At 51.2% G+C, this 15,719-nt stretch carries 19 protein-coding genes; 10 read left to right on the top strand and 9 right to left on the bottom strand.

Annotation, left to right across the window (positions count from 1 at the left end):
• Positions 1 to 22: 22 nt before the first annotated feature.
• The 3 genes from narJ to IPP74_10660 are packed head-to-tail and all read left to right on the top strand — an operon-like array spanning position 23 to position 1,853.
• Entirely contained in the window at positions 23 to 694 is a 672-nt protein-coding gene (gene narJ / locus IPP74_10670; protein MBL0319732.1) for a nitrate reductase molybdenum cofactor assembly chaperone, read from the top strand.
• The gene (gene narI / locus IPP74_10665) at positions 691 to 1,380 is read left to right on the top strand and encodes a respiratory nitrate reductase subunit gamma (protein ID MBL0319731.1); all 690 of its coding nucleotides are present in this window, start codon (positions 691 to 693) and stop codon (positions 1,378 to 1,380) included. Before narJ ends, narI begins: the two co-directional genes overlap by 4 nt.
• Before the next feature lie 2 nt (positions 1,381 to 1,382).
• Complete coding sequence (locus IPP74_10660; protein ID MBL0319730.1) at positions 1,383 to 1,853, top strand: peptidyl-prolyl cis-trans isomerase; 471 nt, start codon at positions 1,383 to 1,385, stop codon at positions 1,851 to 1,853.
• 336 nt (positions 1,854 to 2,189) lie between these two features.
• Here the strand turns inward: IPP74_10660 and IPP74_10655 are convergent, their stop codons facing one another.
• From IPP74_10655 to IPP74_10640, 4 genes are all read right to left on the bottom strand, one after another.
• Positions 2,190 to 2,753 carry a winged helix-turn-helix transcriptional regulator gene (locus IPP74_10655; protein ID MBL0319729.1) on the bottom strand — a complete coding sequence of 188 codons (564 nt, stop codon included), beginning with the start codon at positions 2,751 to 2,753 and terminating at the stop codon, positions 2,190 to 2,192.
• A gap of 8 nt (positions 2,754 to 2,761) precedes the next feature.
• Positions 2,762 to 3,034 carry a DUF2024 family protein gene (locus IPP74_10650; GenBank protein MBL0319728.1) on the bottom strand — a complete coding sequence of 91 codons (273 nt, stop codon included), beginning with the start codon at positions 3,032 to 3,034 and terminating at the stop codon, positions 2,762 to 2,764.
• Positions 3,035 to 3,095: 61 nt separating this feature from the next.
• Positions 3,096 to 3,347 carry a thioredoxin family protein gene (locus tag IPP74_10645; protein MBL0319727.1) on the bottom strand — a complete coding sequence of 84 codons (252 nt, stop codon included), beginning with the start codon at positions 3,345 to 3,347 and terminating at the stop codon, positions 3,096 to 3,098.
• An 88-nt stretch (positions 3,348 to 3,435) separates the two neighbouring features.
• Positions 3,436 to 4,695 carry an alginate export family protein gene (locus IPP74_10640; GenBank protein MBL0319726.1) on the bottom strand — a complete coding sequence of 420 codons (1,260 nt, stop codon included), beginning with the start codon at positions 4,693 to 4,695 and terminating at the stop codon, positions 3,436 to 3,438.
• A 136-nt stretch (positions 4,696 to 4,831) separates the two neighbouring features.
• Here IPP74_10640 and IPP74_10635 point away from each other — a divergent pair, with 136 nt between their 5' ends.
• The 6 genes from IPP74_10635 to IPP74_10610 all read left to right on the top strand — a co-directional run bounded on the left by IPP74_10635 (position 4,832) and on the right by IPP74_10610 (position 11,993).
• A complete protein-coding gene (locus tag IPP74_10635) occupies positions 4,832 to 6,010 on the top strand; it encodes an NnrS family protein (GenBank protein ID MBL0319725.1) in 1,179 nt (392 codons plus the stop codon).
• Entirely contained in the window at positions 5,994 to 7,439 is a 1,446-nt protein-coding gene (locus tag IPP74_10630) for an aminotransferase class I/II-fold pyridoxal phosphate-dependent enzyme (protein ID MBL0319724.1), read from the top strand. The genes IPP74_10635 and IPP74_10630 overlap by 17 nt, the downstream gene beginning before the upstream one ends.
• A gap of 286 nt (positions 7,440 to 7,725) precedes the next feature.
• Positions 7,726 to 9,801 (top strand): ribonucleoside triphosphate reductase, encoded by a 2,076-nt coding sequence (locus IPP74_10625; protein ID MBL0319723.1) that lies wholly within the window; start codon positions 7,726 to 7,728, stop codon positions 9,799 to 9,801.
• Positions 9,783 to 10,499, top strand: a complete 717-nt coding sequence (locus IPP74_10620) for an anaerobic ribonucleoside-triphosphate reductase activating protein (protein MBL0319722.1) — start codon at positions 9,783 to 9,785, stop codon at positions 10,497 to 10,499. The genes IPP74_10625 and IPP74_10620 overlap by 19 nt, the downstream gene beginning before the upstream one ends.
• Before the next feature lie 104 nt (positions 10,500 to 10,603).
• Positions 10,604 to 10,891 (top strand): hypothetical protein, encoded by a 288-nt coding sequence (locus tag IPP74_10615; protein MBL0319721.1) that lies wholly within the window; start codon positions 10,604 to 10,606, stop codon positions 10,889 to 10,891.
• Positions 10,892 to 11,495: 604 nt separating this feature from the next.
• A complete protein-coding gene (locus tag IPP74_10610) occupies positions 11,496 to 11,993 on the top strand; it encodes a TIR domain-containing protein (GenBank protein ID MBL0319720.1) in 498 nt (165 codons plus the stop codon).
• Here IPP74_10610 and IPP74_10605 read toward each other — a convergent pair.
• The 4 genes from IPP74_10605 to IPP74_10590 all read right to left on the bottom strand — a co-directional run bounded on the left by IPP74_10605 (position 11,990) and on the right by IPP74_10590 (position 15,102).
• A complete protein-coding gene (locus IPP74_10605) occupies positions 11,990 to 12,583 on the bottom strand; it encodes a TIR domain-containing protein (protein ID MBL0319719.1) in 594 nt (197 codons plus the stop codon). The two genes, IPP74_10610 and IPP74_10605, sit on opposite strands and share 4 nt — an antisense overlap.
• Before the next feature lie 2 nt (positions 12,584 to 12,585).
• Positions 12,586 to 13,884: an SIR2 family protein gene (locus tag IPP74_10600; GenBank protein MBL0319718.1), complete on the bottom strand. Its 1,299-nt coding sequence runs from the start codon at positions 13,882 to 13,884 to the stop codon at positions 12,586 to 12,588.
• 282 nt (positions 13,885 to 14,166) lie between these two features.
• Complete coding sequence (locus tag IPP74_10595) at positions 14,167 to 14,754, bottom strand: GIY-YIG nuclease family protein (GenBank protein MBL0319717.1); 588 nt, start codon at positions 14,752 to 14,754, stop codon at positions 14,167 to 14,169.
• A gap of 147 nt (positions 14,755 to 14,901) precedes the next feature.
• Positions 14,902 to 15,102, bottom strand: coding sequence for a DNA cytosine methyltransferase (locus IPP74_10590; protein MBL0319716.1), 201 nt, complete (start codon positions 15,100 to 15,102; stop codon positions 14,902 to 14,904).
• Between the two features lie 136 nt (positions 15,103 to 15,238).
• Here IPP74_10590 and IPP74_10585 point away from each other — a divergent pair, with 136 nt between their 5' ends.
• Positions 15,239 to 15,481 (top strand): hypothetical protein, encoded by a 243-nt coding sequence (locus tag IPP74_10585; GenBank protein ID MBL0319715.1) that lies wholly within the window; start codon positions 15,239 to 15,241, stop codon positions 15,479 to 15,481.
• 85 nt (positions 15,482 to 15,566) lie between these two features.
• On the opposite strand, the gene IPP74_10580 is transcribed toward IPP74_10585, so the two are convergent.
• A partial coding sequence (locus tag IPP74_10580) for a DNA cytosine methyltransferase (GenBank protein ID MBL0319714.1) occupies positions 15,567 to 15,719 on the bottom strand: 153 nt, incomplete at its 5' end.

The following is a 15,719-nucleotide window of genomic DNA, read 5'->3' as shown; positions in this document are numbered from 1 at the left end:
AACCTTCAAGGCCCTTGGCATCTTGCTTTGCTATCCGACAACGGAATGGCAGGAAGGAGTGGTCGAACTCGCCGAGCTTATTAACCGTGAGGCTATCTTAAAGCCGCAAGACAGAGAGGCAATTCATGCCTTTGCGGCAGATGCAGCGGAAAGCAACCTGTTTGATTTGCAGGAGGCGTATGTCGATGCATTCGACCGCGTGCGCTCGCTCTCACTGCATTTGTTTGAGCATGTGCATGGTGAATCGCGGGATCGCGGTCAGGCCATGGTCGATCTGGCAGGGATGTATGCGGAGCATGGTTACGAACTATCGGCGAGTGAATTGCCAGATTATCTCCCAGTGTTTCTGGAGTTTCTCTCTATTCTGCCAAACCATGAAGCCGTCGAAATGTTGGGCGACCCACTGCATGTGATTGAAGCACTCAGCAAACGTCTGGCCGAGCGTGGAGCGGCGCAGCACGTCATCCTCGATAGCCTGATCCGGTTTATGGGCAAAGAACCTGTAAAAGTAATACCAAGACCGCGACCAGAGGTGATTGATTTCGCTGCGATGGATAAGGAATGGGAAGAAAAACCCATTGAGTTCCTCGGCGCTAGCGCACCCGCAGCTTCTGCAGGTGGCTGCGGCGGAGGAAGCTGTGGTGGCGGTGGATGTGGCGGAGGGAAACCACAAGCAATGGAGCAACGGATATGATTACTTTCTTTCATGAGTTTTTCTTTGGCATGTTGCCCTACATTGTGCTGGTGGTGATGGTGCTTGGCACCATCATCCGTTATGACCGCGAGCCTTATTCATGGCGCGCTGCCTCAAGCCAGATTCTGGCGGATAAAGGCCTGCGTGTTGGCAATATCCTGTTTCATATCGGCGTGATTTTCCTATTTTTCGGGCATCTGATCGGGCTGCTCACGCCGCACAGCGTGTACCATCACGTCATCAGTGCAGAGAATAAGCAGATGGTTGCGATTGTGATGGGTGGGCTTTTCGGCACGATCTGTTTTATCGGCCTGACCATTCTGTGCGTCCGCAGATTGTTTGTAGCACGGGTACGCGTGACCAGTGCACCGGCAGATGTAGCAATTCTGGTTATCCTCTGGGTGCAGCTGGTGCTTGGGCTAACGACGATTCCATACTCACTCGGCCATTCTGATGGCAGTGTGATGATGGCGCTGTCAGAATGGTGCCAGAGCATCATCACCTTCCAGGGTGCTCATCCAGAGTTGATTGAGCCGCTGGCATGGCCTTACAAGGCGCATTTGATTCTGGGGATGTTCATTTTCTTCCTGTTTCCCTTCACCCGTCTGGTGCATATTTTAAGCGCACCAGTGCGTTATGTATGGCGACCTTATCAAGTCGTGCGTAGCCGAGCAGCGAGGAGATAACTATGCCCGTATTTGTGAATAAAGTTGAAATCACGGATGATGAAGTGTTTGCAGAAATGCAATACCATCCCGCCGAGAATGTTGCCGAAGCACAATATCAAGCCGCGCTCGCACTCACCATTCGTGAGCTTTTATGTCAGGAAGCGTCACGGCTTGGCATCACACCTCCGGTGGAGCAGGACGATACGGAGCTGGCACGGGAATATCTGGTGAACAGCCTTCTCGAACAGGAAATCACTGTACCAACGCCGACGGAAGAAGAATGCGAGCGTTATTATCAGCGCAATCCGTCCATATTCAGAGATCAGGGCAGCAACGTGGCACCTTTTGCTGCCGTGCGTGAGTCGATAGCAGAATATCTGCAGGAAGCCAGCGAGCAACAAGCGATGAAGCAGTATGTGAAGATACTCGCTGGACAAGCAAGTATTGCGGGTATTACTCTGGAGCGTGCCAGCAGTCCTCTGGTGAACTAATCCAAGGATTCTTCTTTGTCATTGATCTAAATCAATGACTTTTTCTTATTTTAACTCAGTATGGTAGAGGTGGGGTTCTATCCAGAAAGGCAGGTTCTTATGAGAGAAGATGCTGAAGATACGGCGATGCGGGTGGGGTTGGCGTTAGCGGTCGATATATGTCCCGGCTGCACCCATACAGATAAAAGCGTAACCCCACGTAATTACTGCCGAGGGCAGAAGCCTTGCCCAATGTTTCATCCAGATAACTTTTACTACGATAAAGAGATGCACCGCTTCTGGTGTCACAACTGGGTGGACTCAAAGGGACACGAGAAGCCTCAGGTAGGCTCTGTGTTATGCGGCTAAAAGGTGTTCTTGGCAATCGAGGCGGATATCTTCCAGATGCAGTGATTGTTGCAATAAATTGCAATAGGGTACGCCTTTGCGCTTTTCAAAATGCTGGCAGCTAAAGCACATCCGCAGCGGGATCACGCCAGTTTTTTGTAAATGCCCGATGAGCAATAGCAAGCCTTCCCATATCCTTTCGCGCTCACTTTCAGGAATCAAGGAAAGTGTTTCATCAAAACGCTTGGTAAGCGAGGCAAGTTCTTGCAGTTGCTTATGGCCGCCTGCGGTGAGGTGCAGAGAAAATGCTCTGGCATCATCGCCAGATTGCTTTTTGAGTAGTTTCTTTCCGAGAAGCGTCCGCACAGCATCGCTCACGGTTGCTTTTGTGACGCCAAATTCTTTTGCCAGGCACGACACATTATTCAGTGTTTGCGTATGAGACGCGATAAACAGCATGATCTGCACTTGCAGAGGGCTTAAACCACATTGTTTGGCCTCGTCCCACAAAGCAGCACGAAACAACGTTGATAGGCGTTCAATACCCAACACTATTTTTGTATTTTCATTCATGCTCTTACTCATCGGTAGGGATTGGGGCAGCCTTCCATTTGTAGAATGTAATGCCCGGATTTGGCAATCTCCGCTTCAACAAAAGGAGGGGCATTTTCGCTATGGCAAAAATTACAACGCTCGGATTTGACTGCATCTGCGGCTTCGCCAATCGATTCTAAAAACGTCCGCGCATGTTGCACGGCGGTTTCTTTACTACCGCCGCTTGGTAAGAACACATCAAAATGAATAGTCTTTCCTGCGTTGGATGTCGCGTAGGTGTCGTATACGTCAAATTTCATGAGTCCTCACAATGTGGTAAATCAGGCAAGCAGGTACAAACCCACTCGCCTGATTGCTGTATTACGCGACAGCTTTTTTTACATCGTTCATGCTCGCACCATAATTGATATGCAGAACATTACCATCAATGACGAGCGCGGGAACTGACTTAACACCAGCTTTTTCTGCTTCAGCAATCCGGTCTTTGCCACCTTGGGCAAAATGCACCACTTCAAGCTGGACTTTGTTACGATCAACAATGTCGAGCACTTGTTGTTCGGCGGAAACACAAACTGGGCAGCCAGCATGATAAAATACGGCTTTAGAAGACATAGGTAACTCCATAGTTAATGAGTCCCAACACCATTGCTGGGAAGTCATATAAGTAAGGAGTCCTAACTATATTGTCAACGGGCAATATCTAAAACTTCACCTGCAAGTACGGCATGATCTTCACCGTGTCGGTATAGAGATCATCGGCATTGTAAGCGCCGAGCTTGATGCCTGCCGTGTAGTATTGCTGGAAGGTTTGCTCGACTGAGGCATCCCACTCCGTGCCGTAATCGGCACTGCCGCGTTCGGCTGAGAAATCATGATACACCAACATCGCCTTCGTGCCGTTCAGCCACGCATTCTCCGACTTGGCGACATAGGTGATGCCGATATTGGCATCGACCAAGCCGTTTGCGGGTGTAGTGAGGAATTTATCCACCCAGCCATCGAACGCATGGTTGGTGCCGAGCGCAAATTGCATCGCATTCGTGCCGTCGCCCTCGATGGATTCATATTGTCCTTTAAGCGTCCACTGGCCAAACGTCACCCCAGGCTCGATAGAGTAATAATTGAAGCTGATGCTGTTGGGATTATCAGCATAATCATTCTGGTGGGCGTATTCGAGGTTCAGCAAACCAACGACGCCTTCCGCTACTGGATGTTTTCCTTCAAACCGTGCGCCGTAAGTGGCGCTGGAGAGCGCCAGTGAATCCTGAATATCGAGCAGGTAGCTATAACCCGTGATTTTGCCAAAAGGCAGACCAGCATAGGAGCCGTTGATTAAGTGGATATGGCTGTCATCCCATGTTCCCACAGGTGAATCCGTGCCAAAGATACGATTCACCTGATTGGCATAGGCGTAATACAGCGTGGTGTCTTTGAGCGTATTATTCTTCACGCTGATAGCATCGAATGTCTGGTCATTCTGCCGCCATGCGATACCACCCACGAAACGCTGGTTGTCCAGCACGATGTTTTGACGACCCAGCACCAGTGCCGTATCGGGCAGCCCCGTATAGGTCAGCTGCAGACGGTTAAGCGCGGTATCTTCCGGGTCAGCCACCGTTGGGTGGGACGTTTTCCCGTTGATTGTATCGTTGTAATTTTCTCCGCCAATATCGGTGATATTCTCAAACTCCAGCAGTGTGCTGAAATCTTTGAACTTGCCCGTTTCATAGCCCAAGCGCGTGCGGATCGTATGCGCGTTGGCTTCGTCAGCAAGTCCATCCTGATCGACATATTCATAGCGATAGCGCGCATCGAGGATTGGTTTACCCTCTGTCAGCGCCTTGGCGAATTCGCTCTTCGGTGCTGCGGACGTTGCAACAGGATCAGCAGCATAGGCTGGAAAGCTGGCAGCGATGCACAGTGTTAGTGCGCTTGTCAGTAGTAGTCGGCGGTTCGTCATAGTGTCCTCATAGAAGTGATCATCATGCACGAAAACCTAATGGGTAAAAGCGTCATACGAATTGATCCGGCTCAAGTGTTTTTGTGTGTTTGAGCCGTAGCATCGCCATCACATCCCAATATGGAAGGCGCTGCACATGACCTTAATCAATATCTCCGAGCCTGAAAGACCATTGCTAAACGGATTTGCCTTGTTCCGGCTTGGCTTTCGGCCATTCTTTCTGCTTGGCAGTCTGTGGGGACTCTTGGTGCTTGGCTATTTCATCCTGCTGATAAGCGGCATGGCGACGGAGCTGCCTAGCAGATGGGGTATGGTGGAGTGGCATCGCCATGAAATGCTGTTTGGTTTTGTGGGTGCGATTATTGCAGGGTTTTTGCTCACGGCAGTACCCAACTGGACGGGGCTTCCTACCGTGAAAGGATCACGTTTGGCAGCCCTCACAGGGCTTTGGTGCGCCGGACGTGCGTGCGTGTTCATGTCAGCAAAGCTGCCTGAAACGCTGGTAATGGTAGTGGATGCCAGTTTTTTCGTGGGCTGTGCGCTTGCGATTGCGCCTGCGCTCATTCGTTCAAACAATAAACGCAATTACGGATTCATCGCGTTATTGCTGCTTTTGGCATTGGCATCCGGGCTCACGCACGATGAATATGCCGATGCAGGCATCCGCCTTGGCCTTGGTGTCGTCACACTCATGATGACGCTGATTGGCGGGCGGGTGATTCCCTTCTTCACCGAGCGACGACTGGGTATTAGCGTCACACGCAACCCACGCATCGAAAAGCTCACGATGATTTGTACGGCGCTTGCTGTTCTGTGCAACGCCATTGCACCCGATGCGCCATGGCTGTATTTGCTTTTCATCGCAGCGGGCGTAGTGAATCTCTGGCGATTTACTTCCTGGCAAACAGCCAAAACCTTCAGCATTCCGCTGCTATGGGTGCTGCATGCAGGCTACATCTGGCTGATCTTCAGCTTCTTTGCCAAAGCAGCCGTGCTGATGGAGCTTTCAGTGCCTGCGGCCTTTGCCACCCACAGCCTGACCGCTGGTGCGATGGGCACACTCATTCTCGGTATGATTGCGCGTGTATCGCTGGGGCATAGCGGCAGGCCTCTGGAAATCGGAAAAGCCATGCATATCGCATTTGTGGCGATTAATCTGGCCGCATTGCTTCGCGTATTTGGCTGGTGTCTGCCGATGGATACGATGACAGGATTTCAGCTTGCGGCTTTGTGTTGGCTCACCGCTTACGGCATCTTTGTGGTGATGTATACGCCGATTCTTCTTCGCCCAAGACTGGATGGCAAAGATGGATAATCAACCACCACTTCTGACGCTGCCCGAAGATGACATGCGCCGTATGGCGGAGAAGGTATTTGGCCTGATTGTTGATCATTTCGCTGGTCTTAAGGACTTACCCGTCACCACACCATCCACGCTGGAGCATATTACCGAAGGCCTGCACGAGCCGATGCCGACGCAGGCCGTGCCTGTTGAACAGCTTCTCGCGCAGCTTAAAACCCATGTGTTTGACCAGATGACGCATCTGGATCACCCGCGTTATTTTGCCTTCGTGCCGGGGCCAAGCAACTTTGTCAGCGCCATGGCGGATGCGATTGCTTCCTCATTTAACGTCTTCAGCGGAGCATTTATCGGTCCGTCCGGTGTGGCGCAGATCGAAGTCACTACCATTGAGTGGCTGCGTGAGCTATTCCGCTTTCCGCAAGATGCAGGCGGGTTATTTGTCAGCGGCGGCTCGATGGCGAATATGACAGGGCTAGCGGTGGCACGGCATGTGATGTTGGCAGGCAATACCACCAACGCCACGGTGTATTTCTCGGATCAAACCCATTCATCCGTAGCCAAAGGTCTCAAGATTCTGGGTTTCCAGCAGTTCCAACTTCGCAAGATTGCCTCCGACGCGACCTTCCGCCTTTCAGTGGATGCATTGCGCCAGCAGATCGCGACGGATCGGCTGCAAGGGCTGGTGCCATTTTGCGTGGTGGCCAATGCCGGAACCACCAACGCCGGTGCGGCTGATCCTATCAAGGAACTCTCCGCGTTTTGCAAAGCCGAAGGCCTGTGGCTGCATGTGGACGGTGCGTATGGTGGTAGCGCAGCCATTACTGAGCGCGGACGCAAAGTGCTCGAAGGTATAGAGCTGGCAGACTCGCTGGGCATTGACCCGCATAAATGGATGTTCCAGCCTTATGAGATCGGCTGCGTACTGGTGCGCAACCGCGAGCATCTGAAAAACACCTTCCGCTTCTCGGCGGAGTATCTGAAGCTCAATGAGCAATGCGCCGAGCAGATCAATTTCTGTGATTACGGCGTGCAGCTGACACGTGGATTCCGTGCGCTCAAGCTCTGGCTGTCGCTCAAGGCCTTCGGCGTGGACGCGTTCCGTGCGGCCATCACCAAGGGCATAGAGAACGCCGAAATTGTCGAATCGCTACTACGCAACGGTGATTGCTGGGAAATTATCACGCCCGCACAGCTGGGCATCATCACTTTCCGTTACCGCGCAGATGGATTGGATGAATCGGCACTGAACGAACTGAATAATCATATTGCGCAAGACATCATCTATTCTGGCTATGCGATGCTCAGCCCAACCATCCTTGGCGGCAAACATGTTCTGCGCATGTGCACGATCAACCCCCGCACCACCCATGACGACTTGAAGCAAACGGTCGGGATGCTGAAATCCTTCGGCGAGCATATCGAAGTCAAACCAACATCTTAGAGGAAATATCACACCGTTTATCCCTTTTTTAGAGAACTTGATCTGGGTCAAATGCACCCATTAGACACAAGATGTAGTATCAGCTCCGCCTAAAGCACCAACATATAGTCAAAACAAGGGGGATTCTATGCAACTAACCGAAACTGCCACACCAACGCCCACCACTACCCAATTGCCGCGTGCGCTGCAGCCCGCTGCTCAGAAGCCGAATGTCTTTTCGCTCTCGGTACATGCGAGCCTGAAGGAGGCGTTTGTGGCATCGGGCGAAGGCAGTTTCGATGCGTTCATGTCGTTACTCTCCACCTCAAAAGAGGCACTGGCCGATAGCGCGATGGAAAGCGTGATCGAGGACGAGCTTGCAGCAGCGGGTTACGTTAAAACCCTTAAATCATTTATCCTAAGCCGCAATCGCGCCACCGCGCAGGACACGCTAGTAAGCTGCAAACAAGCGGTAGAGGAATATATTTTACAGCAGGATTGGCGGGTCAATGCCAATGCGAACACCGCTTACAGCAATGCGGGGCTGATCAATAACTCGGCAGGCAAGATTATCGCCAATTACTGGCTCGATAATGTCTATTCGCCCGAAGAAGGGCAAGCGCACCGCCGCGCCGATTACCACATTCACGATCTCGATTGCCTCACGGGTTACTGCGCGGGCTGGAGCCTGCGCGCGCTGCTCGATGAGGGCTTCAATGGTGTTGCTGGGAAAGTGTCGAGCCGTCCGCCGCGCCATTTCCGCGAGGCGTTGGGGCAAATGGCGAATTTCCTCGGCATTCTGCAATCCGAATGGGCGGGCGCGCAAGCCTTCAGCTCGTTCGATACCTATCTTGCTCCTTATGTGTTCAAAGATAGGCTGCCTTTCATCGAGATCAAAAAGGCCATCCGCCAGTTCGTTTATAACCTGAATGTTCCGGCGCGCTGGGGGCAAAGCCCGTTCACCAATATCACGCTTGATATCACCGTGCCGCCAGATCTGCGCGATAACTTCCCGACCGCGAACTGTACCCACCTGTTCCGTGATATTGATGATCCTGAAATTCTGGCGGAAGCAGCTAAACGTGGCGTCACCAACCTCGAAGACATGACGTACAAACACTTCCAGCCGGAGATGGAGCAAATCGTCATCGCCTACTACGAGGTGATGACGGAGGGTGATTCGCACGGCCAGCCCTTTACCTTCCCGATTCCGACCGTCAACGTGATGGAGGATTTCGATTGGGAAAGCCCTGTCGCCAAGGCACTGTTCGAGAACACCGCCAAAATCGGCAGCTCGTATTTCCAGAACTTCATCGGCAGCCAGTATATGCTGAACGAACAGGGCGAAAAGGTGCAGAATCCCGATGCCTATGCGCCGCACGCAGTGCGCAGCATGTGCTGCCGCTTGCAGCTTGATCTGCGTGAGCTGATGAAACGCGGCAACGGCCTGTTCGGCTCGGCGGAGATGACGGGGTCGATAGGCGTGGTGACGCTCAATATGGCACGGCTTGGCCACCGATACCAAGGCGATATGCTGGGGCTAATTCAGGAAACCGAACGGCTGATGACTCTCGCTAAATCCACGCTGGAGAAAAAGCGCGTCTTTATTCAGGAAATGTATGATCGTGGCCTGTTTCCCTATACGCGCCGTTACCTACCACACCTACGTAACCATTTCAGCACCATTGGCGTGAATGGCATGAATGAGATGGTGCGTAACTTCACCGGCGATACCTATGATATCACCGATCCGCGCGGCATGAAAATCTGCGAGGAGATTCTCGATTATATGCGCGTAGAGCTGAAGAAGTTTCAGGAAGAAACAGGGCATCTCTACAATCTCGAAGCCACACCCGCCGAAGGCACCACCTACCGCTTTGCCAAAGAAGACCGCAAGGCGTATGGCAATACCATCATCCAGGCGGGCTGCGAGGAGAATATCTACTACACCAACTCCACGCAGATTCCCGTAGGCTATACCGAAGACCCGTTCGAGGCGCTGAACCTGCAGGACAAGCTGCAATGCAAATATACTGGCGGCACCGTGCTGCACCTTTATATGAGCGAACAGATTTCCTCCGGTGAAGCCTGCAAACGGTTGGTGCGGAAGGTGATTGAGAATTATCGCTTACCTTACATCACCATCACGCCCGTGTTCTCGGTGTGCGAAACCCACGGCTACCTCACGGGTGAGCAATCCCATTGCCCTGACTGCGGCAAAGAGACGCTCGTCTGGACGCGGGTGATGGGCTATCACCGTCCGGTGGCCAGCTTCAACCTCGGCAAGAAAGGTGAGCATAAGGAGCGCAAGCATTTCAAAGAAAATGCGTCGCCACACCTGCCGCTCTTTACCACGGAGAGCGCGTGTTGCAGCGGGCATTAAACAAGCTCCCCATCACGAGCATCACTCCCTTCACCTTTCAGGATTACCCTGAGCATACCGCCTGTATTTTGTGGTTCTCCGGGTGCAATATGGCATGTAGCTATTGCCATAATCCTGAACTGGTGAAGGGAGAGCTTGCCAAATTACCGTCCGCACAGGTGATCGAATTTCTTGAATCACGCAAAGGCCTGCTCGAAGGCGTCGTGCTATCGGGCGGTGAGTGCATGATGAGTGTGCAGCTTCCAGAATTCGCTCGCTACCTTAAATCACTCGGCTTCAGAGTGAAGGTGGATACCAACGGAACTAACCCCGACATGCTGGAAGAAATGCTCGACGAGCAGCTGATTGACTATGTGGCACTGGATTACAAAGCACCGCCCGATCTGTTCCAGAGCATCACAGGGTTTGATGGCTATACGCTATTCGAGCGTTCCCTGAAGCTGCTTATCGCGTCTGGCATTCCGCTTGAAATCCGCACCACCGTCCACGCTGATCTGCTGGATGAAGAAGACATCAATTCCATATTGAAACATCTGGAAAATCTTGGATTCAGCGGCACTTATTATGTGCAGAATTTTAGAGCCGGAAAGACGTTGGGCAATCTGGATGAGCCGTTTAATCGCTTCGATGTCAGTCGCTTGAACAAGCAGACTATACGATGTGAAACACGAGGATTTGGAAGGGTGGCGACAAACTAATAAGTTGTGCAAACCTTATCCATATCAATTATGGGTTGTCAGCTCGTGAATATGGTTATTCCCCCGCTTGGGGAATTTCATCAACCATATCACAGGAGTAGACAATGGAAAATCCTTATTTAAAATTCGCCGATCATTTTTATAGCCTCAGCCCCTATGACCTACAGCATCTGAGCGAGTGCGTGCTTTGCAAGATAGAGCAGGTCTTTGAGGACAAGCTCTGCAGCAAGTGTAGCCATATCGAGCTGACCGAGAAGGATATCAAATTCGCCATCACCGAAGCGATGAAAGATATCGTCCTCGATCTGCGAAAGCAGGAGCTTGAAATCAAGAGAATCCAGCTTCAGCAGGCCGAAGCCTTACTGCATGTCGACAGACGAATTGTTGGCTGATTGCTTTGACATTGATTGCTCAACATTTTATCGTATCTCCTGAGGGGGCTGTAATCCCCTAAATACTGCGATTAAGTTTTTAAAGTAGGCTCGTATCACAAAGCCCTGCTTCCGCACGCTCATGCGTCGGGAGTAGGCTCAATACAATACCCGCAAGGGGAATAGGCCTGCGCTCGTATTTAGGCGATTACAACTCCCGGCACCATGCCGAGGTGTGGTAACTTAAAGATGACATTTGAATCCGCGCAGCAGAAATGCTCGCGGATTTGTTTTTGTATCAGTGATTTTTGAGGGAAATGGTGCCGCCTATAGGATTCGAACCTACGACCCCATCATTACGAAAGCCATTTAAGTTATTGATTAACAATAACAATAAATGCCAAACAATACCAAAATCAGCGGGTTTCAGCCCCTAGCGGCACGAGGTCAATCTACGCACATTTCCAAACATTGCCAAGCCTATTGTTGACATCGTGCTGACACGATGCGCGTGCATGTTTTTTGTGCTGATATGGAACACGTCTAAATGCGATTTGCCAAAACAAATCTTTGCGACTAATTTATCTGCAAATGTATGAAATAGTATAGCATTCTGAGGTAGATTATGGGTCGCAAGGTTTTTTTCAGTTTCCACTACAAGCCAGATAATTGGCGCGCGTCGCAAGTTAGAAACATGGGCGTTGTAGAGGGCAACCAAGCCGTCTCCGACAACGATTGGGAAAGCGTAACCAAAGGTGGCGACTCTGCAATTGAGACATGGATTGATGACCAAATGAAAGGAAAGTCCTGCATTGTTGTTCTAATCGGCAGTGAAACGGCTGGACGAAAATGGATAAAGCATGAAATCAAAAAAGCGTGGGATGCCAAAAAAGGCGTCGTTGGTATTTACGTTCACAATCTAAAAGATAAGGATAGCGCGCAATCCACCAAAGGCTCTAATCCTTTTGACAGCGTAACAATCGACGGGAAGAAACTTTCTGACACGGTGAAGGTCTATGATCCGCCATACTCAATCAGTACAAATGTGTACGATCACATCAAAACCAACATTGATGGATGGGTTGAGAAAGCTGTAGAAATCAGAGACAATTACAAGGCTTAACGGCCAGCTTGTCGTGCGGCGGCTTCCACCCACTTCCCAAAGTTGTTATAGCCATCGTTGTCTACCCAATCGTAGATCGCAAATTTACCATCCAGCGCGAACGAGTCGGCGGTGGGAAGGTACAGGGCGGCCTTTCGTGAAATCTCACCAAGCATAGGCGCATTTTTCCATCCGCCTTCTTTATAGTTGATCATAGGCTGAATATTCCCCTGCCGATCACCGTAACCTAAAGCGTAGAACGGACTACCGCCCGCAGTATCTGCACCAGTTTTGGGGTCTTTAACTTGATGAATCCGGATACCAAAAATGCCCATGCCGTTCTCAACTGCCTTCAGGATTTCGTAAAGTACCCAGCGACGAGACCAAGTTTCATTCCCGATGAGGACGCACAAAACGCTGGAGCCTACCATGCCTTTGTCGATCATATTTTTAACAGCTTGATCGCCATCTTTTTTGGCCTTTTCCTCGAGTGACCCATCAAAGAAGCCAGCATTTGTATAACTGCCTTTGGTAACGTGATGGTTCATCACCTGCTGTACACGGAAAACATCGCGCTGGTAATGGAAGCTAAAAAATACTGTGCGAGCCATTGTTAATTCCTCTTTAAAATATCAATAATGGTCGTCACCGACTTTACATGATCGGCGGTTGGATCATTCAGCTCGGCAAATGCGGTTTTTAACGCGTCCGGTGCTTTCGGATAATAGCTCTCAAAATCTGCATTCATTTCGGCCCACAGCTCCTGTGCCATAAAACCTGTAGCGCCAATCGGCAGCAAGCGAAGCCCCTGTGCTTTGGCAATCTCAAACTCGCTGCGCATGCCGTCTGAAAGTACCACTTTACCGCCTACTAATTTATTGCCGAATAGAAAAATAGCGATGCCAGCGTAACTGATCATATCCGCACGGTAAGCAGCCCACGCTTCTTTGCCTTTTTCACTTTGGGGAAATGGCCGCAATAGCAGCTGGTCGTGCAGCTTCTGGCTTTTTGCCTCATAGATATGTTGAAGAACCCCGGTGATTACATGGCTCCCGACACCAAGGCCGAAACCTGAAACAATTTTATAATCCTTCACAATAATCGCTTCGCTGAGCTTGCGGATAAACTCCTCTGCACCTGAAGGCGTGTACCCGTTGCCATATTCATGCGCCGCGCCAGAAATGAAAATGGTGCGCTGGCGGAAGCGATCTTCGATGTGACGCAAGATCGCCGTCAAATCCTCGTACCGATCTATTTGCAGGGTCTGTACGCCGAAGCGCTTTAAATCGTTGATCTGCAGATTCAGCTTCAGAGTGGCATACTGAAAGGTAGTATCGTCAGGATATTCGTCCCGCAGTGGACGCTTCAGAATGCAGTAATGCTGACGCGGCTTATCTTGTAGGCTGAGGCGCACACGGCTCAGAATGTAATCCAAATTGGGATCAGTGAAGCTGAAGCCAAGAAAGAGGAAGGCTTTAGAAACCAGATCGCCGCGCAATGCGGTGGCAAATGGCTCACGCGTTGAACTATAGCGCTCGTAGTCATCCTTGGTTAGTACCGCATCGTCTGGATGGTCGATATCACCATGCATTTTATAGACCAATGCATCACGCTTAGGCTTGGTATTCTTTAGCTGATCGACGGTATATTTGACATCCGGAATCTTACCAACACTGGCGAGCGTTTCCTCGATCAGCTTATCATAGTTTGTTGTCCAATAGGTTTTGATCGGAAGCCGCGCAAGGATACGGTGGTTATCACTCGCCACATGGCCGCGTGAAAACTGTTCAATCAATTCCTGGTTAAGATCGGAACGACTTTGTTTTTCATTCAGATGATACTGAGCAATGGAAATTAAATCCGTTTCGGCATCAATGTTTAGGCCGAGTGCATGTGCTATAGGCGTAAGCAAGCCCTTCCAGCTTACAAAGCCTGCAGAAATCGAGAGGCCAGCGCTCGCAAAGATAGCGGCGTTCTCTTCCTCCAGCTCCTTAACGAACTTATTTTGGCGAAAATGTCGATGTCGCGTGCCGCATTCATTAAGTTAACCTCGCAGGGCCAATCATCATCTTGGTGGCATCTTCTGCGATGGCTAGCGCCTCAAACCGCTTACCGCTTTTAGCAAGCTGGCGAGCCGCTCGGCCTGAACGGCAACGTGCGGCGCAGTCCGGCTGGACGTCGCCGCGTTCACAGATCACCTGCGACAGGCGGGCAAGGCGTGGCAGCGCGGCGCGCGGCGTACATCAGGATGCCCACGAATTTCCCGCACCTCATCACTGATGATCACACCCTTATAAAGGCTTGGGCGGTTTGATTGCTTTGCCGAAAGTGGAATTTTCTCATTCAACACAGCACTGAATTTTGATTCTTTCATCAGCTGATTGAACACAGCAGCTTCGAGCGCGTTAAGGTGCGCTTTCACCTCGGCATCACTGCCCGACCGCGCTTCAAATTCTGGCAATGGCCATACCGCGACAGCATAAACCTCGTAGGGATCAAGCACATTCATTGCCACCGCGTCGGTACGCTGGTTGGTCAGATGCCTGCCGATACGGCCAGAGAGTTTTTCGCGGGTCTGTCCGACATAGATCGGCTCATCATCATAATCGTAAAACGCATATACGCCGAACTTATAACCGCCCAGACGCTTGACGCCGGGCGCGCGCGGATCACTCACCGGCTGGTCGAGGAATGCCTTTAAACCTTTGCGCAGAGCATTGGTGTCGAAAGGCATTTCGACAGTATCGATGGCGGAGGATGGCGAACGTGAGTTTGATGACATACCGGCAGAGATTAACCGGATTTATTTTCAGTCCGCTACAACGGATTATGCAGTTGTAAAACTGAGAATTCTTGGCTTCCGATGCGTCAATCCGCGCCAATACCGGCTCAAATACTGTCTTTGCGAGGAAATGCACGACCGGTACTGCTACACCACGCCGCAGAGCTGGTACGCATCATTATATTTTTGCGGCAATTTATAGTGATCCGGCAGTCCCATGAGGCGTGCGGCCTCACGCGGCGCAAGCAACCGTGAGCGAACTTTCTTGCCTTCCACGATCATGACGGTTTGGCGGCTGCTGCCGCCCGTTGCAGTACGTAGGCATCCAGCGATCCCATCGAACCGCACCTCGGCGCGCTGTTGGCCGTTGCGAACGCGTTTATACAACGTGCCGATGGATCGTTTGCCTGTGGCCTGGTTGTTCGCGGAGTTTGCGACGGTTTTCTCGACATCATGCTAATCAGCCGGTTGGTCGCTCAGCGGTATGCCACTCTACGCCCTCAGCCTGATCGGTGATGATATCTTCCGCTGTCAGTCGTTTGCGGAAGGCTTTTGGCATTTCGAGCCAGAACCATTTGTCCGCGCGCGCTTAAGTGATGTTCAGGCACGCGCCATAGACTCTGGATGCCAGGATTTGGGGATTTTGAACGATGGTACCGAGATGACGCTTATCAAGCCGGATACCGACCACAAAAAAGACGCTCACGGCTCAGGCGGGAAAATCTGAAGCATCGATCACTGCCGATCCGATCCAATAACCAGCTTTTGCCAGCGCCTCACAAATGCTGCAAAATCATTACCAGCATTGGAGGTTAGCAGCCCCGTATACTTACACACACGATATCGAACGGCTTTCCAGCATTGGCCATGCCTTCCACGATACGCATCCATGCCCAAAACATGCCGCTACGCTCGCCAGCAAGCCCAGCATAGCCGCCAGCCAGCGACGTATCCTGACAAGGAAA

Source organism: Alphaproteobacteria bacterium (assembly GCA_016722515.1).
In the GTDB taxonomy this organism is placed as follows: Bacteria; Pseudomonadota; Alphaproteobacteria; order Rickettsiales; family JADKJE01; genus JADKJE01.
This window is presented reverse-complemented; position numbering and strand designations above follow the sequence as displayed.